This is a genomic window from Staphylococcus sp. SA22, assembly GCF_054165785.1.
The window spans coordinates 130,978-155,322 of record NZ_JBSZQY010000004.1 but is presented as its reverse complement, the minus strand read 5'-3'; the positions used below and the strand labels follow the sequence as shown (position 1 = coordinate 155,322).

Below are 24,345 nucleotides of genomic sequence, written 5' to 3'. Positions count from 1 at the left end.
CAATAACACAAGGAGGTTGATTTATTTTTGAAAGAAGATAGGCGAATTAGAAAGACAAAGTCCTCCATTAAACAAGCGTTCACTAAATTACTACAAGAAAAAGATTTAGAAAAGATTACCATTCGCGACATAACAACACGCGCTGATATCAATAGAGGGACATTTTACTTACATTACGAGGATAAATATATGTTACTCGCAGATATGGAAGATGAATATATTTCAGAACTAACGACATATACTCAATTTGATTTGTTACGCGGTTCTTCAATTGAAGACATTGCGAATACTTTTGTAAATAATATACTTAAAAATATTTTCCAGCATATTCATGATAATTTAGAGTTTTATCATACTATTTTACAATTGGAACGCACGAGTCAATTAGAATTAAAAATCAACGAACATATTAAAAATAATATGCAACGTTATATTAGTATCAATCATTCTATCGGAGGCATTCCAGAGATGTATTTTTACAGTTACGTTTCCGGAGCAACAATTTCAATTATTAAATACTGGGTAATGGACAAACAGCCCATTTCAGTTGATGAATTAGCTAAACATGTGCATAATATTGTTTTTAATGGTCCATTAAGAATAATGGCAGAAAACCGCTTGCATAAATCAAACCTTGATTCACTAACTTAAGTAATACTCGCTTTTCCTAAATCCTTTAGAAAGGAACTATATATCATGATTACTTCATTCAGACATTCTGAAGATATAGATAAACATATTATAAAAACACCATTAGATCACACAGCGTCATGGATTAATGTAGTAGAACCAGACCGAGAAGAAATTGAAAATCTTATGGAACAATATAATATACCTGAAGACTTTATACGTGACCCTTTGGACTCAGAAGAAAGTTCCCGTATTGAATATGACGAAGATACTGGTTACTCATTAATCATTATTGATTTACCTATCGTCAATTCAACTAATCGTAGCGTTCTATCTTTTGTAACGATTCCATTAGGTATTATTATTGGCAACGGTATTATCGTAACAGTTTGTGACGCTGAAAATGAATTTTTAGAAAATTTACCTAAGCGTGATATTAATTTAAAATTTCACAGCAGATTTGCATTAGAAATTTTAACTACTATTGCCGACCATTATAATCGTAACTTACGATTACTTAATAAAAGTAGAATTCGTATTGAGAAAGAACTAAAAAATAACATTACTAACAAACAACTTTTCAAATTAATGGAAGTTGAAAAAAGTTTAGTATACTTTTTAGCTGCCTTAAAAGGTAACGATACAATTATTAAAAAGTTATTCCGTTTACCTGCAATTAAACGTTTTGAAGAAGATGAAGAATTACTAGAAGATTTAATCATTGAAAATAACCAAGCCATCGAAACAACAGAATTACATCAACGTATCTTAGAAAGTATCACAACATCATACGCTTCCTTATTATCTAATGATATGAATACGATTATGAAGACATTAACACTTTTCACGGTATTATTAACGTTACCAACGCTCGTATTTAGTTTCTTCGGTATGAATGTGCCGTTGCCAATTGATGACCATAGTTATATATCTTGGATTATTGTGGTAGGTATTTCATTAATTCTTGTCGTAATTGTTAGTATTTTCTTATGGCGAAAACAGAAATTATAACTAAATTAAAAGGTATGACAGCTTAAAGTTTCATCCTATTGCATTTGCAGTGACTGATACTTTGATTACTGTCATACCTCTTTTTTATTCTACAACTTCTTTATTTGCTTTTCTTTTCGATAAAATTAAAGTAACTGTTATGGCAACGATGAATGATATTGTCATACCAACAAAGTAGTGTAACCATCCTGCATGTACTGGATTGATTGAAATAAATCCAGGCAATCCAGCAGTTCCTAATGCGATTGCTTTAACCTTGAAGAAAGCAATATATGCTGAAGCAATACCTGATCCAATGATAGCACCAATAAATGGATATCTTAGTTTTAAGTTAACACCAAACATAGCCGGTTCTGTAATACCAAGTAATGCTGAAATACCTGCGGCAGATGCCACACCTTTTAACTTTTTATTTTGTTTAATAATAAAGAACGCTGCAATTGCTGCACCACCTTGTGCAACATTAGACATTGTCGCAATCGGGAATATAAATGATCCACCCGTTTTAGTGGCATCTGCAATTAATGTCGTTTCTACAGCTATAAAGCTATGATGCATACCTGTAATAACAATCGGAGCATACAATAATCCGAATATTAATCCACCAATTGCACCACCAAATTCATAAAGCCATGTTAAACCATCTGATAACCAGTAACCTAATTGTCGAGTGATTGGACCTACAAATGAAAATGTTAGAAATGCTGTTATAAAAATAGATAACAATGGTGTTAACAAATTATCTAACACCGTTGGAATAACTTTGCGTAACCCTTTTTCAATTGAGGCTAAGATATAAGCTGCTACAAGCATAGGTAACACTTGTCCTTGATAACCTACTTGATTAATATGCAGACCAAAAACATCCCAATATGGAATAGCCTTACCTGCTTCAACTGCTTTTGGGAAATCGTATGCGCTCATTAGCGATGGATGAACCAGTATCATACCTAATGCAGCACCTAAAAACGGATTGCCACCAAAACGTTTTGCTGCACTAAATCCAATTAAAATTGGTAATAATGTAAATGGTGCATTCGCAAAAACATTTATCATTTCAGCTAATCCAGCAAATTGACTATATACATCTATCAATGATTTACCTGAAAAGAATAAATCTTTCGCAGTCAAAATGTTATTTAACCCCATTAATAAACCACCAGCAACGATGGCTGGTATGATCGGAACAAAGATATCTGAAAGCATTTTTACAAATCGCTGTAACGGATTCATATTTTTAGCAGATTGTGCTTTGACTTCCGAAGTGGTTGATGCTTCTTTTCCAGTTAATTTTTCCAGTTCACTAAATACTTTATTGACTGTACCAGACCCAATAATAATTTGGTATTGTCCCCCAGTAGAAAATGTCCCTTTAACTACATCCATATTGTTTAGCGCCTCTTCATTTACTAAACTTTCATCATTTAAAACTAATCGTAGTCTCGTTGCACAATGCGCCATTGCATCTAAATTCTCTTCTCCGCCTATCGCGTTCAAAATATCTTCTGCGGATTGCTTATAATTCATATAGTTAGCCTCCTAATTAGAACCGGTTCCATTTATTCCATTTTATTGTAACCGGTTCCAAAAATATTTGCAACACTCTATTATCATTTTATATAAACACTTACATCACTTTTGATAGCGCATTCATTTTTATTGCTATACTACATGCATGTATATTAACATTAATTATCGGAGGTAATTTTATGAAAGAACGTGGCTATATCGAACAGCTTTGGCGTGAAGAAAAATATCATGTATTGTTACACAGTCAACAGGCTTACCAAATGATAAGGAATGCTTTAAAAACGGATTTATCACTTCATCAAGTCCAACAAATGATTGATGATGCTTTGTTAATTGAACCGAGTATAGGAAGTGTATGTAATGCTTTTGATCATATGTGGGGATATTTTAAAAAATGTGCGAATGAAGAAGAAAGACAACAATCAAAACTACTTAAAGCTGATTTTATTAATGGTAAAATCGACACCCAAACTTTATTAGATTTTTTAGCAGAACTTGCTAATAAATATGATGTTCAATATTTACTACAAAGTCGTGTTTTAAACACAAAAAGAAAGAGATAGATTGAAACTTTAGTTGTAACGGACAAATAGTAGTCATTGGAGTTCAGCAATTCATACTTTGTACTAAAGTTTACTATAATCTATCTCTCAAGGTTTAAATGTACATATCTATATTAAAATGCGTTTCTTGATGTTAGAAGATACCATACACATTTAATTAGTTACAGCATAAATCAATTTATACCCTTAATTATTACATTGTTTATATTTTAAATTCGGGGGAGTAATTTTAAGTAATATCTTGTTGCTGCTAATTCTATTGTTAATAAATTGATATTAGATGTAGAAATTGAGTGTGAAAGTTAATAATAGATGATTTAGCTAGTAACATAATTAATTCATATATAGTCAAAAAGTTCTGTTAGATACTGTTCTTGATGAATATTCTTTGATGTTAGGTGTTAGCTATTCTAGATGAGTTTCTTAGATGTGGATGCCTGTCTTGATGAAGTTATCTATGATGTTAATATAATACTTGATGTTGATTCTTAGATGTTAGTGCGATTTCAAGATGCTGATTCTTTGTTGTTGCACTATCTTGGTGACGTTTCTAGTTGTTTATAGTTATCGCATCTCTTGATGTAAAATCTAAGATGTTTATGCATTTCTAGATGTTAATTCTTCGCTGCTTAAGAATTATCTTGATGGTAAATCTAGTTGTGCCATGCATTTTCTCATGATGAATCTAAGGTGTTAATTCATTGATGTGTGCTGTTTCTTGTTGCTTCATTATCTTGATGGTGAATTTCGTTGTCTAATGCACTTTTTCAAATGATTATTCTAATTGTTACGGCAATAACTAGATGGATTTTCTTAGATGTTCACTTTTCTAGATGTTTATACTTATCTTGATGTTTTCTAAACAGAACTTTTAAACGCTTTATTTTTTAGTAGATTGTTTAAAATTTCTTAGTTGATGGTTATTGTTGTTGATTTGAATAATTTGTAGCGAATATTTTGTAACAGGGCTACTAAGAATTTTTATAACAAGAAGTGATTTCAATCGTACTAATTTTCAGCGTTTGATGACAAAAGTGTATGTCCAAACTTAAATAATGGCGATAAAATTTAAGTCATGGGTACATTTAATGTTTTTTGATTCAAACTTCCATTTTGGTCAATTTGCTTTTTTTATAACATAGTTGAATATCAATAAAAGATTAGCAAGTTAGTTCAAAATGGCTATGTATTGTTTTTTGAAATACATAGGTTTGAAATCTATATTAATTATGCACCAAATAATTTAATTAGACTCTATCGAAAATTTCCAAATTTTGCTTACTATCTTTCTAATTTTACTTTTATATTGTGCACAATGCATAAAAACAAGCGTTTTCCTAGGAGTTTTCATTAATTTCTTTTATTTTTCACTATTACCTTTTCAAAAATATTCAACTATAATAGGTATACTATCCATGATTTTAAAAATTTCCATGTTTTACATTTAAATGATAGATTTCAATATATATTAGGCAGGAGAGAGAAATATGACATGCCAACTTAAAATACATCATACATTATCGACAATACCAAGTCGTAATATTAATAATATTATGGTGCTATTTTCACTTACAAGTAAACTCAATATTACGATTAATGGTGAAACCAAAGACGTAAGTAATTATATTATCTTAATTAACCATGGTGATATTTATAATATTAACCACGGCGAAAATATAATCGAATTAATGATACCCGTTTTTTATTTTTATCAACAAGATGATGATTTCTTTAATGGTTATTTAGATCGTCATTTATTACAATCAAGTAATTATATTAAGTCATTAATTGCCGATTTAATCAGTACACCAACAAGTTCTTCTTTAATGGGGAAAAATATAGGTCAAAGTATTATAGACACTTTACTTAAAGAAGCTTTTATAAGAATAGATCATGAATATTTACCAAATATTGCTTTAAGCAATCCGGTGTTTATAGACTGTGTAAACTATATTCATGACAATATTGATGCGCACTTGTCTTTAAAAGATATAGCGATGCATTGCAACATCTCTGAATCATATTGTTCTAATCTTTTTGTTCGATATTTGAGTATGAATTTTAAAGATTATTTTACCAGTATTAAACTTGTTAACGCCATCAATTTATTACTTTCTACAAAACATTCTATTACAACTGTTTCTGAATTGGCCGGTTTTAACAGTCATACAAATTTTGCAAATCAATTTAAGAATTACTTGCATTTTAGTCCTAAACAGTTCCGTTCACTCGTTTCCAAGATTACTGAACCACCACAAATACACTTCCAACAAGATAACGCATCACAATTCACTGAGTTAATTTCAACAATCGATTTAACAGCTCAGCTGGCTACAAATACAACAGATATTCATATAGATGATTTTAATCCGAAAGATCGAAGTCAGCGTGCCAAAGTATTTGTTCGATTTAGTAATTTCAATGAACTATTTCAATTTATTTTCAATGAATATTACGATATTAACTTTGAGCACTTACCAAAACCTGTCGTTTTCATTGACGATATTCACGATATTGAGATTAGCCAAACGAATTACAACCTGTTAAATAGATGTTTTGAAAAGCTTTTCGAAAAAAATATAGGTTTAGCAATCGCTATTAAATCAACGCAACAATTCGAAACGATGAAGCAATTAATACTAACATTTTTACAAGGCAACCAAGACTATAAGACAAGCAAAAAATTAGTTAAATTTATGCTCGTATTTTGCTCTAATTCTATGACAGCAGAAGAAATTCATTTATGTCATCTTAAAATTAAAAACAAAAACAAAGAAATTAAATATAGTGTGACAGTCGATGGTTTTTTAGAAACTTATTCAACCGTGGAACAAGTTTATGATGTCATGCAGCGTCTTAAATTCCATTATTACTTTATTGATATTGAAAATTCAAAAACTGCAACACATCTTATCACTAAAAACCAACACTATCATCAAACTGACACTCATTTTGAACAGTATAAGAAATTTATTTTAGATTCAGGTATATCATCAACACAATTCGTATATAATAACCTGTCTGTAAGCGGATTTAAATATACTAATGATGGTAAGAATCCAATTCAATTATCTGACATAGTGTATCACTTAATCGCATTATTACGATATGGCGGTGGTATTAGCTATCAACTATTAGATGACCATTCAAATTATATTTCCTTGTACAACAAATATGGTAGTCCCCTACCATTAATGCATTTATATAAAATGTTTAGACCTTTTATAAATGAAGATATTGAAATTACTAATAATTATGTATTGAGTCGTAAAGATAATAATTACCATTTCTTATTATTCAATAAAATTAATGACCGATATATGTCAGACGTAAAACAAGACTTCATTTTCCATAATGAGTTACCTCAAGACTCTTTGATGATTATTAAAACTTTGAATCATGAACATGGTTCAATTCAGCATTTGCTTCCAATAAGCGATCAACTTGTTTATATAGAAAAAGAAATTTTAGATGAATTAGACAAAACGAATTACCCTAAAACGGAGCTTGCAGTTCAAGAAGAAACTGGTCGTACATTTGAACTCAAGTTAAATCACGACGAGGTTAAATATATTTGCTTTAAACCTAGCTAAATACTAACAGTCCTCTTGTGTTTAGTTTCTTACGATAAAGGCTATTTATATCATAAGGAGATGATATAGGATGAGTAACTCACAAGCAATTCAAGCAATTGAAAACGTGTTAGCAACGTCAAAAGTTGGTGTATTATCAACTGCATATAATAACAAACCTAATAGTAGATATATGGTCTTTTATAATGATGGTCTTACTTTATATACTAAAACGAATATCCATTCTGCTAAGGTCAAAGAAATTAAAGATAATCCAGCAGCATATGTTTTGTTAGGCTATAACGACACAACTAATCGTAGTTTCGTTGAGATGGAAGCGACAATCGAAATCGTTACAGAACAAGAAGTGATTGATTGGCTATGGGAAACACAAGACAAAAGCTTTTTCAGTTCAAAAGAAGACCCAGAGTTATGTGTTTTAAGAGTAGTTCCGCAATCCATTAAGCTAATGAATGATAAATCATTAGAAACACCTATTAAAATTGATTTATAATATGTAAGTTTTTAGTTTTAAAAATTAGCCAGCAATTGAACATGTTAGCTATAAATTTCAACAGTATCCTATTTATATATATTTCGCTTTTGAAAGCGTTTAATACTTTTAACTATATTTTTATTATATAACAATATTTTAGACACATTTTATTCACATTTATTGTGATTAAGGTGTGTCTTTTTAAATTAATTTTATGTAATATAAATACTGCATTTGCAAACTGTTGTACTTTTAGGTATAACAGAATTAACTACATTTAAGGAGATTGATGAACCGTGAAAAATAAAAAAGGTTTTGGTCTTGGTATTAGTTTAATTGCCATCATGTTGATTGTATGTATTGTACTAGTAATCATGATGATGACTGGTGGAAAGAAAGATACATATTATGGAATTATGAAAGACAATGCTACAATTGAAAAAATGATTAGTGAAAAAGATGAAAGCATTGAGAAAAACGTTAAATTACCTTCAGATGCAGACGTTTCAGTTAAAAAAGGTGATTTTGTAATTGTTTATAAATTAGCAGATTCTGATAAAATTGTTAAAGTAAAAAAAGTTGATCATGACGATGTACCACATGGTTTAATGATGAAAATTCATGACATGGGCAAAATGCACATGAAACACTAATTAAGCTTTAATTTTGAGTAATATATAAGATATTAAAAGCAGCAGTAAGATGTTTTCTAATTGAAAATTATCTTACTGCTGCTTTTTAAGAATTACTGTGTCAATCTATTTCCGGTTCGCCTGCGCTTTGCGCATGCATAAATGCCCCTAACAACCAGAGGTCCCTTCGCTTCGGTTCGCCTGCGCTTTGCGCATGCATAAAAGCCCCTAACAACCTGAGGTCCCTTCGCTCTCAGTTCGCCTGCGCTTTGCGCATGCATAAAAGCCCCTAACAACCAGAGGTTGTAAGGGGCTTTAAATGTCAGATAGTATTTTTTAAATTGATTTTAAATATTCTTGACCTTTTGCTTTATCGTATACGTTTTCCCATTTAGCTATAACGATTGTTGATAATGCGTTACCAATAACGTTTACACATGTACGTACCATATCTAAGATACGGTCAACACCAATAATTAATGCTAAACCTTGTGCCGGTAAGCCCATAGCACCTAATGTTGTTAATAAAACAACGATCGAAGTTCCTGGTACTGCCGCCATACCTTTAGACGTAATCATTAATGTTAACATCAATACAATTTGCTCTGATAATGTTAAGTGCATTCCATACATCTGCGCAACGAATAATGCTGCAATAGATTGATAAAGTGCTGATCCGTCTAAGTTAAACGTATAACCAATTGGTATAACAAAAGAAGTAATTTCTTTTGGAGAACCGAAGTTTTCCATTTTCTTCATCATGACAGGAAGTACAGCTTCCGAACTTGATGTAGAAAATGCTAAAAGCAATTCACTTTTCAAGATTCTAATAATATTCATGATATTAATACCACACATCCATGCAACTAGTCCTAGTATTGCGAATACAAAGAACACCATTGCAAAGACAACAACTAATACTAATTTTAATAGTGGTAATAATGCGGATGCACCAAACGTAATAATTGTAGTACAAATGAATGCAAACACTCCAATTGGTGCTAATTTTAAAATTTTATTAATCATCCAGAACACAGCTTCAAGCGATCCGCTTAAAAATTCTTTAACTGGTTCTGCTTTTTTACCTACTGCAGCTAATCCTAATCCAAAGAATACTGCGAAGAAGATAATAGGTAATAATTCACCCTTATTTAAAGCTTCAAAAAAGTTTGTCGGAATAATATGTACAATGGTATCAATAAAATGATTTCCATATGTAGATTGTTCTGCTGCATGTGCAGTTGATTGATATTTAGAAATATCACCTTTAGGTAATTTTGTTGGGTCTAATCCAGCACCTGGTTTAAATAGGTTACCGAAGATAATCCCTAAACCTATTGCGATTGTTGTAATAATTTCAAAGTATAAAATTGTTTTCCAGCCATAACGCCCTACAGTTTTCGATTCCCCAACGTTCGAAATAGAAAGCGCTAGTGAGCAAAATACAACTGGTATAACGATCATTTTAATTAAATTTAAAAATACGTCACCAAATGGTTTAATGTAATTTGCTACGTTTTCTTGTCCATATAATAAAAGTCCTACGACAACACCTAACACTAATGCAATAACAACTTGCATAGGTAGGCTAATTTTTCTCTTGAATAGAGCCATAGTACAAACTCCCCTTCATCTGACATCACTCAATTATATCAGAAAATTGATAATTATCTATAAAAAATTAAAATATTTATCTTTTATAGATGTCAAAAATCACTAATTTCCATACAAAAACTGTTTACTTTAAATAATTAAAATTGAAGGCACTAAACTGTTTCACCAGTTATACGCTTCACTATTTTGATGGTTTATAATTTTGATTAAAATATTTATGCTTTGCAGTTTTCAAACTTTTCTTAGTCTCTGTATCAAAGCCTTCAACAAATAATCCTTTATTAGTACTGATTGGTTGCACAACATAAGTTACACCAGGTTCATCTTTAAACGTAACTTCCTTATAGAAGAGACCTTTTTTAGCACTATACTCTGTTTTTTCTGATTTAATTTTATCTTTTAGATTTTTTTCTTCCAAGTAACTGTCAATTAGTTGAATATTCTTATGGCCTTGATATGTTTTCAAACCAAAGAAAAATGCTACAGCAACAATTAACGAAATAAATAATATAATAATAACTTTAATCGCGTTTTTTTTCTTCTTCATTATGTGACTCCTTTTTGCTTATCTATTCAGTATGAACGAATCAATTTATTTAATAAAGAGTTTTTACCAGATTGTAACAATTTTTTTATTCTCAATATTATTATAGAAATCGAATTACATACACGATGCTTTTAAAAAATTTAATAACAAATTTCATTTTACTATCTATCAAAATAATTGACTACTTTTAACAATTAAGGATGATACAATTGCATTTTTTTCAATTTAAAAAATCAGTCATATCAGTCATTACCGATGAAAATACTAAGATATTGATATATTTTTCATTATTTAACATTTAAATTCAATTATAGACAATTCGATAATTGCGATGAAATCAGTACTTGACAACTATTACACTTCATAATATTGTTTATTTTAACAAGGAGTGATTGGATGTATGTAGAAAACAGCTATCTTAGCAAACAGTTGTGTTTTTTATTTTATGTTTCTTCAAAAGAAATAATTAAAAAATACACAAACTATCTTAAGGAATATGATTTAACCTATACTGGTTACATTGTTTTAATGGCGATTGAAAATGATGAAAAACTTAACATCAAAAAGTTAGGTGAACGTGTATTCTTAGATTCTGGTACGCTGACACCATTACTAAAGAAATTAGAAAAGAAAGATTACGTCGTTCGAACACGCGAAGAGAAAGATGAAAGAAACCTACAAATTTCTCTAACAGAACAAGGTAAAGCAATAAAAACCCCTCTTGCTGAAATTTCTGTTAAAGTCTTTAATGAATTCAACATTTCAGAACGAGAAGCATCAGATATAATTGATAATTTGCGGAATTTTGTTTCTAAAAATTTTGACTATTCCGACAAAAAGTAACTTCCTATCATAAGGTGATGGGCAGAAGTATGCATCGCTATGTTTATACATTATCTTTATTGCTTGTATAAATCTCGATGCTCAGTTCTTTTGCCCTGATTCCTTATCAGGCACAAATCTATCCATTTATAACTTTTTTATCTCCCCTTTTACTTTATCTTTTTTAATACTACTCATATAATGGCTTTGTAATACAAATTTATATAATGGAAGTGATGATATTGAACTTCAATCAATTCGAGAATCAAAACTTTTTTAACGGTAATCCAAGTGATACATTTAAAGATTTAGGTAAACAAGTATTTAATTACTTTTCAACACCTTCATTTGTAACGAATATATATGAAACAGACGAATTATATTACTTAGAAGCTGAACTAGCAGGTGTAAATAAAGAAGATATTAGTATCGATTTCAATAATAATACGCTCACTATTCAAGCTACTAGAAGCGCAAAACACAAATCTGAACAACTCATTTTAGATGAGCGTAACTTCGAATCATTAATGCGTCAATTTGATTTTGAAACTGTTGACAAGCAACATATTACTGCTAGTTTTGAAAATGGGTTATTAACTATTACCTTGCCTAAAATCAAACCAAGCAATGAAACTACTTCATCAACATCTATTCCAATTTCATAGTAAAATTTAAAATGAATACACTACTAAAGCCTTAATGTCATGCTACGAATATTGCGCATGATATTAAGGCTTTGTATTTAACCAAATGAATGTCATGTATTACATATCAACCGTTTTTCAATGAACCATATTCTTTTTGATATAATTGGCGCATTGTAAATAATGCAATACATCCAAATACCGCTAAGAAAATAAATGCTAAATGACTTGATCCTGTTAAATTAGCTACGTATGTGATTACTAGTGGTGGGAAGAATCCTCCTAAACCACCCATCATTGATACGATACCATTTGCGGATCCCGCTTCATTTGAGAAGTATGATGGTACTAATTTGAAGATTAAGCCGTTACCAATACCTGCACAAATACTTATTGTTAAACAACCTACAGTGAATAATGCGATATGGTCTGAAATACCTAAAATAATGGCACCGATAATCATAACAACAAAATCAATCATCAATACTTTAACTGCATTAAATTTATCACCTAAAATGCCACCTATTGGTCTTAAGAATGTTGCCAGCGCAATGAATACACCTGATCGAATACCAGCATCTACTTTGTCAATTCCAAAATGATTTACTAAGTAGTTAGGTAAGAAAATACCAAATGCTACAAAAGCACCAAAAGTAATGAAATACCAATAACTCAAGTAATATAATTTGTAGTTTTTGGATAATGTTTTCATTTGTGCCATTAATGGCACTTTAATTTTACGTTCTTGTGTATCACCAAATATAAACATAATTAATGCAAATAAAGCGATAATAATTAAGTAACTTCTAACAGTTGTTTGCCAACCAATAATACCCGCAATTGGCGGTGCTAAAAATGAAGAAACTGCTGTACCGATATTCCCCATACCATAAATACCATTTGCTAGACCTACTTTTTCTTTAGGGAAATATTTAGGAACTGATGTAACACCAACTGAGAAAATTGCACCACCTACGCCAAGGAAAAATCCTGACGCCATTAACATACCCGGTGTTTGTGCTTGGCTTAAGAAAAATATTGGGAATAACAATACGATAAAACTAGTAAAGAATACCCATTTAGCGCCAACAATGTTTGTTAGATAACCAAATGGCACACGGAGCACCGATCCCAAAATAACTGGTATCGCTAAAATGATTGATATTTGACCTTCAGTAACATTGACATCTTGTTTAATAAAGGGCATTAATGGCGCAATTATACTCCAAGCCATAAACCCAACCACTAAACTTAATGTCTGTAATGTAAGTTGAAAGCCACCTTTTGTTTTGTACATACGTTTCACCTTCACCAAAATCATTTATTTTTTAATAGATATCAATACTCTGCCTATATATTAGAGGTCAATGTTATTTAAAAATGCTTTCATTTATATGAAAACATTCAATATAGACAAAGTATTGACTACATATATATTTTATTATGATTGTGAAAAAGTGAACATAAGGATTTTCCCTTATTTATGAAGTAATTTACCCTATACAATGTCCCTTTAAGATACTTTTAGACACTTATTCGCCATCATTTTAATCATATTATTTAGGAACACTCACATACTTTTTTAAAATTTTTTCAATTAGTTACAATTACTGCTTGAAAATCACGTTACGTTACCCTTTATGCTGACAACGTAAGGAGGTTTATCATGTATAAAATCAATATTATTAGATCAGATTCCGTCTATAAGAATATACTCAAGGCACCATTAAACGACCGTGATTCAATTTTCACTAAAGAAATATTAGTACCTTTTAAAAAGAAATTTGAGGCACAGCATATGCCTATTTATAATGATGACAACCAGATAATGAATGCAAATCATTTTTTAAATGCCTTTCAAATTTCACCCAAAGATTTACGGATGTCTGACCAAATGTCAATACAATACCTGAATAATGATTTCTGGAGTAATTGCGAAAAATATTTAAAAGTTGCTATAGATCAATTTTCAAATTATAGTATCTCATCTCAAGTTTCTAATTATCATTTCACAGTATTACTTGGAGATAGCCAAAAACCACTTATGTATCTAAATAAAAATCGCGGTGGTGATGGTGGCATACCAGGTTATATTATGATTTATTTAGTGCCGAGTACAAGTACAATTAATTCTATGAAAAGCTTAATTGCACATGAAGTAAATCATAATATGCGCTATCAATATATTGATTGGGATGGCGGAAGTTTGATTGAATTGATTATTGCAGAAGGATTAGCTGAAAACTATGTAGAATCATTGTATGGTAAAGCGTATATTGGACCGTGGGTAACAAATACTAATTGGAGTCGTGATAACGTAAAAATCAAAAATACTATTTATAATCATTTACATTTAAAGCATATATTTGAATCGATGTCTTATCTCTATGGTGATGATATTAATAAACTTCAAGGTAGGCCTATCGTTGGCTTATCTCATGCTGCCGGGTATGCATGTGGTTATCACTTGGTGAAATACTTTTTACAAAAAACAAACATACCTATTGAAGTTGCCACAACACTTCCAGCATATAAAATAATAAATGAGGTGACTGAATTTTGGCATACACATACACTTTAAAAGATATTTTTGAAATTACAGGTGTAACTAAAAGAACTTTACATTATTACGATGAAATAGGATTATTAGTTCCAGATAAAAATGATAAAAATTATCGCGTTTATAAACAGCAAGACTTAGAAAAATTACAAAAGATTTTAATACTCAAGTCTTTTGATTTTGATATCGCTAAAATAAAACAATACATTTCATATGATAATGAACAATTGCGAAAGTTATTATCAGAGCAAGTAAGCAAGTTAGATAAAAAGATTTCTGACTTACAATTAATTAGACTCTCTGTATATGAATTTATTAAAGGACACTCTCTAATAGATACCAGCATTTTAAACAAGACACTACAGTCACAATATGATAAAGAAGCATCTATAAAATATGGTCATACGAAAGCATATCAATCATTTATTAGACGTAAAGACAGCTTACAATCACAGGATATCAGACATAAATTGACAACTATCTTCAATAAATTTAATCATATGTCTTTGAGTCATTATTCAATCCAAGATTGTAGTGATCTCGTATTTGAGTGGAAGGCATTTATGAACACTATCGCTGATTTTGATGATGAAACATTATGCTGTATTGCTAAAACATATGAAGATGATACGCGTTTCAAAGATTACTTTAATTCATATGATAATCAAAATTTAGCATCATACATTTCAGAAGCTGTTAATTATTTTTTGAGCAATGAGAATAAGAGCGACAATTTTTAATCCTCATACAGGTGCTACAACACTGAATACACCAACTAAAATACTTGTTCAAAGTAGAAAACTAATTATTTATTCTCTAAATCAATAACTATATTAAAAGTTATACCTTTGCAAAGCGAATTAGTATAGGTTGCCGAAAGGAGAAAGGATTAGGTTTCATTCAATTTATAAAAAAATATATTTCGAAACATACAAAAGCGCCAGAAGATAATCATTTCCTCTCGCGCTTTTATACTAAATTATATTAATTTCAAACTCTAAAACTCTAATAATTTCTTTTTCAATGCATATTCAACTAGCTCAGGTTTACTCTTTAAGCCAAGCTTTGTCATAATATGCGTCTTATGTGCTTCTACTGTTTTCACAGATACAAATAATTTCTCTGCAATTTCTTTATTTCCGTAACCTTTGGCAATAAGTGGCAATATTTCTAGTTCTCGTTTTGATAAGATTTTAAAAGGATCTGATGTGTTTGCAGTGTCCTGATTTGAATTAGATACAAATTCATTCACTAAAGATGTTGTTAGTTTCATATCTACATATGTTTCACCTTTATATACAGTTCGAATAGCTAACAATAATTGTTCATCAGGTGCATTTTTCAATATGTAACCTTTCGCACCATTACGCAACACATGGAACAAATACTCCTCATCATCAAACATTGTTAATATTAGTATTTTAGTTTCAGGAAAACTGTCAGCAATTTTACTCGTAGCGATAAGACCTGACTCGCCTGGTGGCATACTTAAATCCATTAGTAACACATCAGGTTTATATTCCATTACTTTTTGGTAAGCTTCGACGCCATCTGCAGCCGTTGCAACAACTTCCATATCATTTTGATAATTTAAAATCATAGAGAACCCCGTACGGACAACAGCGTGATCATCGGCAATGACTATTTTCAATTTTATTCCCCCAATGTATGTTTCAAATTGGAATGTTCAATGTAACATTGGTACCCTCACCAATTTTCGTTTCAATATTGACGCTACCGCTGACTAACTCAGCTCGCTCATTCATTCCATATAAACCGAGTCCAGAACCTTTAGGCTTAGAACTTGGATCAAAACCATTTCCCGCATCTATCACTTCTGCTACCAAATGGCGCCCAGTTTGACGGATACCTACATTTATTTCATTTACATCAGCGTATTTCAACGCATTTAGAATAGCTTCTTGCACTACTCGATAAACAACCGTTTCAATATCACTATCAAAGCGAGTATTTTTAATATTTGATGTATATATGATTTTTATTCCATAATTTTCTTCAAACTGTTTAAAATATGATTTGAAAGCTGCTTCAAGGCCTAGATCATCCAAAGAAGCGGGTCTTAATTCAACCGACATATTACGTATATCATCAATTAATTTAGCGACAATATATTCAATATTTTCTGCGTCTTCCAAAAGCTTAGTTGTATCTTCTTGATATTTTAATAATCTCAATTGAACATCTACATTGAGCATTTCTTGAATCACACTATCATGTAACTCTCTAGAAATTCGCTTTCTTTCATTTTCTTGGGCTGAGATTGTTTTACGCATCATACGTTGTTGATGTAATTTCTCTTGCTGTTCAATTTGTGATGAAACATTTTGAAGCGTAAATGCATGAATTCCCCTGTCTTGATCAATCAACTGATATGTTGCTGTAAATGGCATCACTTTTTGATCTTTCGTCTTCATAAATACTTGGAAATTCGTAGCTTGTACTTGCATCGATTCTAAGAAACAGTCTTTACATGATTGTACATCATAGGCATTTGTATACCCTTCACATCTGTGACAAATCGCATTCGCCACAGCACTGTAATTATCTTCTTCAGATAATATATCTTTAGCAGCATCATTCATTGCAATAATTTTACCGTTATCATCAGCAAAAACTATCTTTTCGATTGAATGCTCATAATATTTTTTCAATAAAGTATCTAACTGTATACTGTCCTCATTAATCATGACTTACACCCTAATTCATCTCATTATTTATCATCATTGAAAATACCAAACTTACGTTGAATATCATCATTATCAAATATTTTTGGTAAAGGACGACCATCTCTTTGACCAAATAATAGTACGCCATACACTTGATTCTTATACCAAAGCGGCACTGCTAAAACTGCTGTTAATGATTCACTCAATAAAATTGGATAGTCAATCTTTTCTTCAGGCCCTAAAGCTAAACCAACATTGGCTATTACCATACGCTTTCCTGTTTTCATAACAGTTCCAGCTAATCCACGACCTTTTCTTAGAATAATCAATTTAAATCGATTATTTTTATTACCTGAAACATAGTGCCATTTTATTGGAGATGATGGTTTGTTAGATTCATAGAAAGCGATTGCCGCAAAATCATAACCCTCTTCTTTGCGTATTTTATCTAATGTCTCTTGAAATCTACGATCTTCAATTATTGCTTCTGGTGTCAAATCCTTTCACCTCTTATGCTTACACTTTATTCTTACGGTAAATAATATATCTGCGATTTATATATGTCAAAGGTACACTCCAAACATGCACCAAACGTGTAAATGGCCAACAAGCCATAATAGTGAAACCTAACAATATATGCATTTTAAATGCAATCGGCACACCACTCATCAATGACGCATCTGGTTTTAACATAAATAATTGTCTAAACCAAATTGATAATGAAGTTCTGTAGTTAAAATCTGGATGTTGTATATTTGTTACTAATGTTGCGTAACATCCCATAAATACGATAAGTAATAATAAGAAATTTACAAATATATCCGACGCTGAACTTAATCTTCGAATACTTTTCGTAGTAACACGTCTCGCTGTTAATAAAAACATCCCTACCAAAGTTATTATACCAAAGATGCTACCAATATAAACAGCGCCTATATGATATAAATGCTCAGACACACCCACTGCATCCATCCATGATTTAGGTATTAACAATCCAACTACGTGTCCAAAAAACACTGGAATAATACCTAAGTGAAATAATAAACTTCCCCACATCAATCTTTTTCTTTCTATTAGTTCACTAGATTTAGCTGTCCAAGAAAATTTATCATAACGATAACGTGCAATATGACCTGCGACAAAGACAACTAAACATAAATACGGAAATATAACCCATAAAAACTGATTAAGCATGATGTTTCACTCCTTTTGGTGATGTCAAACATAATTTCAACGTTTTTCTAAGTGCTTGAATCACATAGGCATATGGATTGTTATCTTCACCAAGTGCATTCGCCATCACATATGTTCCATCCTCAATAATCATAATGATTAATTGAATATTCTCTTCAGCTCTTGGATCATTTCGCCATTCTGCCACTTGCAAAAATTGAAGCATCAACGGTAGATAATCAGAAAGTTCATTATCTACCATTTCTAGTCCAAACATTTCATATAATACCTTTAATTTAGCTAACATTTGCCCACGTTCTTTTTGCGTATCAAATTTGTTATACGTCATATATAATGGTGCTTTTTTCGTAAAATCAAATGTATCTGTATAAATCGCTTTGATTTCTGATAATGAAAATGTCATCATTACATTTCTAAATGCTACTAAATCTTCATATGCTGGATGATCTTTCGAAATTGTTTCTTCAAAAGTTTTTGGATGAAAAGTTAATTTTTCTGGAAAACATAACTGTTGTGCCATATATCCAAAACTTTCCTGATATTTTTTAAAATTATCGAAATTAATCACGGAAAATCCCTCCATAGAAATTCTCATTATAAATTTCTTGACCAGTTTTCCCTGAACCTATTGCAACGCCACAGCCTTCACAGTTATCTCCAAAATGCTCGCCGCCGTAATTGTATCCTGTACTACCTTGTGCGTGATACGTATCTAAATAGGTTTCTTTGTGTGATGTTGGAATAACAAATCGATCTTCATATTTGGCTAGTCCTAATAAACGATACATGTCTTTAGTTTGGCGCTCCGTTATACCTAATCGCTCTAATCGAGAAGTGTCAAATGGCTGTTGAGTAACTTGAGATCTCATATAACTTCTCATCATTGCCATACGTTGTAGGGCTCCTTTTACTGGTTCTGTATCTCCTGCAGTGAAAATATTAGCTAAGTATTCAATTGGTAAACGCATTTCTTCAATGGCTGGGAAAATCGCATCTGGATTTTGAGTTGTATTTTTACCTTCAAAATAGCTCATAATTGGGCTAAGTGGTGGGCAATACCAAACCATCGGCATCGTTCTAAATTCAGGATGTAACGGAAATGCAAGTTTATATTCAATTGCTAACTTATAAATTGGAGAGTTTTGTGCAGCTTCAATCCAATCGTAACCAATACCATCTTTTTCAGCTTGAGCAATGACTTCTTCGTCAAATGGATTTAAGAATATATCTAATTGTTTTTCGTATAAATCTTTCTCGTCTACTGCTGAAGCTGCTTCATGAACTCGATCTGCATCATATAATAAAACACCTAAGTAACGCATACGTCCTGTACAAGTTTCAGAGCATACCGTAGGCATACCCGCCTCGATTCTCGGGAAACAGAATGTACACTTTTCAGCTTTGTTCGTTTTCCAATTGAAGTAAACTTTCTTATATGGACAACCTGTCATACAGTAACGCCATCCACGACATGCGTCTTGGTCAACTAATACAATGCCATCTTCATCACGTTTATACATAGCACCTGAAGGACACGATGCAACGCAACTTGGATTCAAGCAATGTTCACATAAACGTGGTAAATACATCATAAAAGTTTCGTCAAATTGGAATTTAATATCTTCTTCTATTTTTTGGATGTTAGGATCTTTTGGGCCTGTAACATGACCACCTGCTAAGTCATCTTCCCAGTTAGGTCCCCATTCAATTTCAATGTTATCCCCTGTAATTTCTGAATACGCTCTAGCAACTGGCGAATGCTTCCCTGATTTCGCAGTTGTTAAATGTTCATAATTATAGTTCCATGGCTCATAATAATCTTTAATTAATGGCATATCTGGGTTATAAAAAATTTTACCTAAAGCAATTTTTGAAATTCTACTTCCAGATTTTAATTCAAGTTTCCCTTTACGATTTAGTACCCAACCACCTTTGTAGTGTTCTTGGTCTTCCCAACGTTTCGGATACCCTACACCTGGCTTCGTTTCTACGTTGTTGAACCACATGTACTCAGCACCTGGACGATTTGTCCAAGTGTTTTTACATGTCACACTACACGTATGGCATCCTATGCATTTATCTAAATTTAATACCATCGCAACTTGCGCTTTAATCTTCAAGCCAATTAACCTCCTTCATCTTTCTAACTGCTACATATAAATCCCTTTGGTTCCCAATTGGTCCATAATAATTAAAGTGATAACTAATTTGTGCGTATCCTCCGACTAGTTGTGTTGGTTTCAAATGGATTCTAGTCGGCGCGTTGTGTGAACCACCACGTGTATCTGTAATTTCTGACCCAGGCGTTTGAATATGTTTATCTTGTGCATGATACATAAACATTGTACCTTTAGGCATACGATGCGAAATAACTGCTCTTGCCGTTACAACACCATTACGGTTATACACTTCTAGCCAATCATTATCTTGGATATCGTGTTTTTCAGCATCTTCATTTGATATCCAAACCGTTGGACCACCTCTAAATAGTGTCAACATATGCTTATTATCTTGATACATTGAGTGTATGTTCCATTTTCCATGAGGCGTTAAATAACGTAGTACCAAAGCATCTGTACCACCTTTAATTTTCTTATCTCTATTACCAAATACCATTGGCGGCAATGTCGGTTTATATACTGGTAAGCTCTCCCCAAATTGTTGGAAAACTTCGTGATCCACATAATAACTTTGACGTCCTGTTAATGTTCTAAAAGGTACTAGACGTTCTATATTCGTTGTAAATGGTGAATATCGTCGACCTTGTTTATTTGAACCTGGAAATACTGCTGTCGGTATTACTTCTCGTGGTTGTGAAGTTATATTTAAAAACGAAATTTTCTCAGCAGCGCGTTCGCTAGAAATATCTTTTAACGGCATTCCAGTTTGTTCTTCGAGATCTTCATAAGATTTTTGTGATAATTTACCATTCGTAGCAGATGAAATACTTAGTATTGCATCAGCTACATTACGTGCTGTATCAATACGTGGACGATTCGCTCTCACAGAATCATCATTTGTATCACTCCACGTACCTAACATACTTTTTAATTCTTCATATTGTTCACTGACACCGAAACTTACACCATGCGCTCCAACTTTCCCTTTTTCAAGTACAGGACCAAGCGTGACATATTTGTCGTAAATTTTAGTGTAGTCGCGTTCTACAATTGCAAAGTTAGGCATTGTGCGTCCAGGTACCGCTTCAATTTCACCCTTCGACCAATCTTTCACTACGCCGTATGGTGTTGAAATTTCTTGCTTTGTATCATGACTAAGTGGCGTTGTCACAACATCTTTAAACGTTCCAGGTAAATAGTCTTTTGCCATTTCTGAAAATGCTTTTGCCAACGTTTTATAAATATCCCAGTCTGAACGCGATTCCCATAATGGATCAATAGCTGGATTAAAAGGATGTACATATGGATGCATATCTGTAGATGACAAATCATGCTTTTCATACCAAGTCGCTGCTGGCAATACAATGTCAGAATATAACGGTGTTGCTGTCATTCTGAAATCTAAAGAAACGACTAAATCTAATTTCCCTGTTGTTTCCTCACGCCACGTAATTTCTTCTGGCTTTTCATCTTCATTTGGTGTAGCTAATAACCCTGATTTTGTGCCAAGTAAATGCTTCATAAAGTATTCTTGACCTTTTGCAGAACTTGAGATTAGATTTGAGCGCCATATAAACAGTGATTTCGGATGATTCTTTTTCAGATCCGGATCTTCTATCGCAAATTGCGTTTGTTTTGACTTAACTTCATCTATCGCGCGTTTTAAAATTGCCTCATTCGACTCAATGCCTTCATCTTTAGCTTCTTCTGCAAACAACAAACTATTTTTATTAAATTGTGGATATGATGGTAACCAACCAAGTCTAGCTGCTAAAACATTATAATCAGCTGGATGTTGATGCTTTAACTCCTCTGTTTTAGCTAATGGAGATTTTAAACGATCTACATTTGACTCTTCATATTTCCATTGGTCTGTCGCAAAATAGAACCAACTTGTTCCGTTTTGCAAACGTGGTGGTCCTTGCCAGTCTTTCGCAAATGCGACAGTACTCCATCCTTCAATCGGGCGACATTTTTCTTGTCCCACATAGTGAGCCCAACCGCCACCATTCACACCTTGACAGCCACATAACATAACTAAGTTTAAGATTGAACGATAAATCGTATCTGAGTTAAACCAATGGTTAATACCCGCACCCATGATAATCATTGAACGCCCTTCAGTATCGATAGCGTTTTGCGCAAATTCTTTAGCTACTTGAATGACAACACTTTGTTTTACGCCTGAAATGGCTTCTTGCCAAGCAGGTGTATATTTTGATTCTGCATCGTCGTATCCTTTTGATTCTAATTTATGATCAAAACGACGCACGCCATATTGACTTGCCATTAAGTCAAAAATTGTAGCAATACGGACTTTGTCACCATTTGCTAAAGTGACTTGTCGAGTTGGAATTGGACGATTGAATATCCCATCTCCATCACTATCAAAGTATGGGAATTGAATCGTTTCTAATTCGTATCCACCTTCTGTCATTGATAATGTAGGATTAATTTTAGAACCATCTTCTGTTTCTAGTTTTAAGTTCCACTTCTTACCTTCTTCCCAACGTTGACCCATTGTGCCATTAGGTACTACTAAACTATCGCTGATTGCATCATGAATAACTGGCTTCCATTCGCCTTGCTCTGTTGTTTGACCTAAGTCACTCACTCTTAAAAATCGACCCGCTTTATATCCATTTTCATCTTCATCCAGCATGATAAGAAACGGCATATCTGTATATTGTTTGGCGTAATTTATAAAGCGTTCATTAGGTTGATTAACATAATGTTCTTGTAAAATAACATGCGTCATTGCTTGTGCAATTGCAGCATCTGAACCAGGGTTCGGTGCTAGCCAGTTATCAGCAAATTTCACATTTTCTGCGTAATCTGGTGCTACTGAAATGACTTTTGTACCTTTATAGCGGACTTCTGTCATAAAATGTGCATCCGGAGTACGTGTTAAAGGTACATTAGATCCCCACATAATAATGTATGATGCGTTATACCAGTCACTTGATTCAGGCACATCTGTTTGCTCTCCCCAAATTTGTGGAGAGGCAGGTGGTAAATCTGCATACCAGTCATAAAAACTAAGCATTTCACCACCAAGCAAATTGATGAATCGAGCACCTGCTGCATAACTAATCATTGACATCGCTGGAATAGGTGTAAATCCTGCGATTCGATCTGGACCATATTTTTTTATTGTATACAGTAATTGTGCTGCGATTATCTCTGTCACGTCTTTCCAATTTGAACGCACGTGCCCTCCCATACCTCGGGCTTGCTTATATTGTTTGGCTTTGTCTTCATTTTCAACAATAGACGCCCATGCAGCAACGCGATTACCATTGTTTTCTTCTAATGCTTCAGTCCATAAATCCCAGAGTTTTCCACGAATATATGGATATTTGATTCGAAGAGGACTGTATTCATACCAAGAGAATGACGCACCTCGTGGACAGCCTCTCGGTTCATATTCAGGCATATCCGGACCACAACTTGGATAGTCAGTTTGTTGATTTTCCCAGGTAATAACCCCATTTTTCACAAATACTTTCCAAGAACATGAGCCTGTACAGTTAACACCATGTGTTGTTCTTACTTCTTTATCATGGCTCCAACGTTCTCTGTACATTTTTTCCCATTCTCTACTTTTACTTTCTAGGATCGACCAATTCCCATTAAATTTTTCTGTTGGTTTAAAGAAATTCAATCCAAATTTTCCCATATTTATATCCTCCTACGTATAAAAATACGATGTGTAGATGTCGT

The 24,345-nt window shown here is 32.4% G+C and carries 21 protein-coding genes; 10 read left to right on the top strand and 11 right to left on the bottom strand.

Annotation, left to right across the window (positions count from 1 at the left end):
• Window positions 1-27 precede the first annotated feature (27 nt).
• Together ACXQH5_RS05725 and ACXQH5_RS05720 are read left to right on the top strand one after the other, a co-directional pair.
• On the top strand, window positions 28-651 hold the full coding sequence (locus tag ACXQH5_RS05725; protein ID WP_000656768.1) for a TetR/AcrR family transcriptional regulator: 624 nt from the start codon (window positions 28-30) through the stop codon (window positions 649-651).
• Between the two features lie 45 nt (window positions 652-696).
• The gene (locus tag ACXQH5_RS05720; RefSeq protein WP_000633068.1) at window positions 697-1,641 is read left to right on the top strand and encodes a magnesium transporter CorA family protein; all 945 of its coding nucleotides are present in this window, start codon (window positions 697-699) and stop codon (window positions 1,639-1,641) included.
• Between the two features lie 84 nt (window positions 1,642-1,725).
• On the opposite strand, the gene ACXQH5_RS05715 is transcribed toward ACXQH5_RS05720, so the two are convergent.
• Entirely contained in the window at window positions 1,726-3,168 is a 1,443-nt protein-coding gene (locus tag ACXQH5_RS05715) for a sucrose-specific PTS transporter subunit IIBC (RefSeq protein ID WP_057504564.1), read from the bottom strand.
• Window positions 3,169-3,350: 182 nt separating this feature from the next.
• Here ACXQH5_RS05715 and ACXQH5_RS05710 point away from each other — a divergent pair, with 182 nt between their 5' ends.
• The 4 genes from ACXQH5_RS05710 to ACXQH5_RS05695 all read left to right on the top strand — a co-directional run bounded on the left by ACXQH5_RS05710 (window position 3,351) and on the right by ACXQH5_RS05695 (window position 8,455).
• On the top strand, window positions 3,351-3,734 hold the full coding sequence (locus tag ACXQH5_RS05710) for a YbgA family protein (protein ID WP_000664388.1): 384 nt from the start codon (window positions 3,351-3,353) through the stop codon (window positions 3,732-3,734).
• Between the two features lie 1,487 nt (window positions 3,735-5,221).
• Complete coding sequence (gene rsp / locus ACXQH5_RS05705) at window positions 5,222-7,327, top strand: AraC family transcriptional regulator Rsp (RefSeq protein WP_168367464.1); 2,106 nt, start codon at window positions 5,222-5,224, stop codon at window positions 7,325-7,327.
• A 70-nt stretch (window positions 7,328-7,397) separates the two neighbouring features.
• A complete protein-coding gene (locus ACXQH5_RS05700) occupies window positions 7,398-7,820 on the top strand; it encodes a pyridoxamine 5'-phosphate oxidase family protein (protein ID WP_000071903.1) in 423 nt (140 codons plus the stop codon).
• 278 nt (window positions 7,821-8,098) lie between these two features.
• Window positions 8,099-8,455 carry a DUF4889 domain-containing protein gene (locus tag ACXQH5_RS05695; protein ID WP_000791210.1) on the top strand — a complete coding sequence of 119 codons (357 nt, stop codon included), beginning with the start codon at window positions 8,099-8,101 and terminating at the stop codon, window positions 8,453-8,455.
• A gap of 315 nt (window positions 8,456-8,770) precedes the next feature.
• Here ACXQH5_RS05695 and ACXQH5_RS05690 read toward each other — a convergent pair whose 3' ends face one another.
• Together ACXQH5_RS05690 and ACXQH5_RS05685 are read right to left on the bottom strand one after the other, a co-directional pair.
• Window positions 8,771-10,048, bottom strand: coding sequence for a cation:dicarboxylate symporter family transporter (locus ACXQH5_RS05690; RefSeq protein ID WP_001173162.1), 1,278 nt, complete (start codon window positions 10,046-10,048; stop codon window positions 8,771-8,773).
• Window positions 10,049-10,229: 181 nt separating this feature from the next.
• Window positions 10,230-10,595: a DUF3139 domain-containing protein gene (locus ACXQH5_RS05685; RefSeq protein WP_000727537.1), complete on the bottom strand. Its 366-nt coding sequence runs from the start codon at window positions 10,593-10,595 to the stop codon at window positions 10,230-10,232.
• Between the two features lie 396 nt (window positions 10,596-10,991).
• On the opposite strand from ACXQH5_RS05685, the gene ACXQH5_RS05680 reads away from it, so the two are divergent.
• Both ACXQH5_RS05680 and ACXQH5_RS05675 read left to right on the top strand, forming a co-directional pair.
• Window positions 10,992-11,438, top strand: coding sequence for a MarR family winged helix-turn-helix transcriptional regulator (locus ACXQH5_RS05680; RefSeq protein WP_000289216.1), 447 nt, complete (start codon window positions 10,992-10,994; stop codon window positions 11,436-11,438).
• A gap of 215 nt (window positions 11,439-11,653) precedes the next feature.
• Complete coding sequence (locus tag ACXQH5_RS05675; protein WP_021758296.1) at window positions 11,654-12,082, top strand: Hsp20/alpha crystallin family protein; 429 nt, start codon at window positions 11,654-11,656, stop codon at window positions 12,080-12,082.
• A gap of 106 nt (window positions 12,083-12,188) precedes the next feature.
• Here the strand turns inward: ACXQH5_RS05675 and ACXQH5_RS05670 are convergent, their stop codons facing one another.
• Window positions 12,189-13,358 carry a nitrate/nitrite transporter gene (locus ACXQH5_RS05670; protein WP_000278561.1) on the bottom strand — a complete coding sequence of 390 codons (1,170 nt, stop codon included), beginning with the start codon at window positions 13,356-13,358 and terminating at the stop codon, window positions 12,189-12,191.
• A 369-nt stretch (window positions 13,359-13,727) separates the two neighbouring features.
• Here ACXQH5_RS05670 and ACXQH5_RS05665 point away from each other — a divergent pair, with 369 nt between their 5' ends.
• On the top strand, window positions 13,728-14,642 hold the full coding sequence (locus ACXQH5_RS05665; protein ID WP_000276767.1) for a DUF2268 domain-containing protein: 915 nt from the start codon (window positions 13,728-13,730) through the stop codon (window positions 14,640-14,642).
• Window positions 14,621-15,361, top strand: a complete 741-nt coding sequence (locus tag ACXQH5_RS05660) for a MerR family transcriptional regulator (RefSeq protein ID WP_000332058.1) — start codon at window positions 14,621-14,623, stop codon at window positions 15,359-15,361. The genes ACXQH5_RS05665 and ACXQH5_RS05660 overlap by 22 nt, the downstream gene beginning before the upstream one ends.
• 257 nt (window positions 15,362-15,618) lie before the next feature.
• Here the strand turns inward: ACXQH5_RS05660 and nreC are convergent, their stop codons facing one another.
• The 7 genes from nreC to ACXQH5_RS05625 are packed head-to-tail and all read right to left on the bottom strand — an operon-like array spanning window position 15,619 to window position 24,301.
• Complete coding sequence (gene nreC / locus ACXQH5_RS05655) at window positions 15,619-16,272, bottom strand: nitrate respiration regulation response regulator NreC (protein WP_000706314.1); 654 nt, start codon at window positions 16,270-16,272, stop codon at window positions 15,619-15,621.
• A gap of 22 nt (window positions 16,273-16,294) precedes the next feature.
• Entirely contained in the window at window positions 16,295-17,329 is a 1,035-nt protein-coding gene (nreB, locus tag ACXQH5_RS05650) for a nitrate respiration regulation sensor histidine kinase NreB (protein ID WP_000606546.1), read from the bottom strand.
• Between the two features lie 23 nt (window positions 17,330-17,352).
• Window positions 17,353-17,805, bottom strand: coding sequence for a nitrate respiration regulation accessory nitrate sensor NreA (nreA, locus tag ACXQH5_RS05645; protein WP_000186933.1), 453 nt, complete (start codon window positions 17,803-17,805; stop codon window positions 17,353-17,355).
• A gap of 19 nt (window positions 17,806-17,824) precedes the next feature.
• Window positions 17,825-18,502 (bottom strand): respiratory nitrate reductase subunit gamma, encoded by a 678-nt coding sequence (gene narI / locus ACXQH5_RS05640; protein ID WP_000934156.1) that lies wholly within the window; start codon window positions 18,500-18,502, stop codon window positions 17,825-17,827.
• Window positions 18,495-19,070 carry a nitrate reductase molybdenum cofactor assembly chaperone gene (narJ, locus tag ACXQH5_RS05635; protein ID WP_000606768.1) on the bottom strand — a complete coding sequence of 192 codons (576 nt, stop codon included), beginning with the start codon at window positions 19,068-19,070 and terminating at the stop codon, window positions 18,495-18,497. Before narJ ends, narI begins: the two co-directional genes overlap by 8 nt.
• Window positions 19,063-20,622 carry a nitrate reductase subunit beta gene (gene narH, locus ACXQH5_RS05630; protein ID WP_000692644.1) on the bottom strand — a complete coding sequence of 520 codons (1,560 nt, stop codon included), beginning with the start codon at window positions 20,620-20,622 and terminating at the stop codon, window positions 19,063-19,065. The genes narJ and narH overlap by 8 nt, the downstream gene beginning before the upstream one ends.
• Window positions 20,612-24,301 carry a nitrate reductase subunit alpha gene (locus ACXQH5_RS05625; protein ID WP_000514398.1) on the bottom strand — a complete coding sequence of 1,230 codons (3,690 nt, stop codon included), beginning with the start codon at window positions 24,299-24,301 and terminating at the stop codon, window positions 20,612-20,614. Before ACXQH5_RS05625 ends, narH begins: the two co-directional genes overlap by 11 nt.
• Between the last annotated feature and the right edge of the window lie 44 nt (window positions 24,302-24,345).

Excerpts from the sequence above, each read along its gene's own strand:
- narI (WP_000934156.1), bottom strand. The coding sequence starts at position 18,502 with ATGCTTAATCAGTTTTTATGGGTTATATTTCCGTATTTATGTTTAGTT.
- ACXQH5_RS05690 (WP_001173162.1), bottom strand. The coding sequence starts at position 10,048 with ATGGCTCTATTCAAGAGAAAAATTAGCCTACCTATGCAAGTTGTTATT.
- rsp (WP_168367464.1), top strand. The coding sequence starts at position 5,222 with ATGACATGCCAACTTAAAATACATCATACATTATCGACAATACCAAGT.
- ACXQH5_RS05700 (WP_000071903.1), top strand. The coding sequence starts at position 7,398 with ATGAGTAACTCACAAGCAATTCAAGCAATTGAAAACGTGTTAGCAACG.
- ACXQH5_RS05665 (WP_000276767.1), top strand. The coding sequence starts at position 13,728 with ATGTATAAAATCAATATTATTAGATCAGATTCCGTCTATAAGAATATA.
- ACXQH5_RS05625 (WP_000514398.1), bottom strand. The coding sequence starts at position 24,301 with ATGGGAAAATTTGGATTGAATTTCTTTAAACCAACAGAAAAATTTAAT.
- ACXQH5_RS05720 (WP_000633068.1), top strand. The coding sequence starts at position 697 with ATGATTACTTCATTCAGACATTCTGAAGATATAGATAAACATATTATA.
- ACXQH5_RS05710 (WP_000664388.1), top strand. The coding sequence starts at position 3,351 with ATGAAAGAACGTGGCTATATCGAACAGCTTTGGCGTGAAGAAAAATAT.
- ACXQH5_RS05715 (WP_057504564.1), bottom strand. The coding sequence starts at position 3,168 with ATGAATTATAAGCAATCCGCAGAAGATATTTTGAACGCGATAGGCGGA.
- ACXQH5_RS05670 (WP_000278561.1), bottom strand. The coding sequence starts at position 13,358 with ATGTACAAAACAAAAGGTGGCTTTCAACTTACATTACAGACATTAAGT.
- ACXQH5_RS05685 (WP_000727537.1), bottom strand. The coding sequence starts at position 10,595 with ATGAAGAAGAAAAAAAACGCGATTAAAGTTATTATTATATTATTTATT.
- ACXQH5_RS05675 (WP_021758296.1), top strand. The coding sequence starts at position 11,654 with ATGATATTGAACTTCAATCAATTCGAGAATCAAAACTTTTTTAACGGT.
- nreB (WP_000606546.1), bottom strand. The coding sequence starts at position 17,329 with ATGATTAATGAGGACAGTATACAGTTAGATACTTTATTGAAAAAATAT.
- ACXQH5_RS05680 (WP_000289216.1), top strand. The coding sequence starts at position 10,992 with ATGTATGTAGAAAACAGCTATCTTAGCAAACAGTTGTGTTTTTTATTT.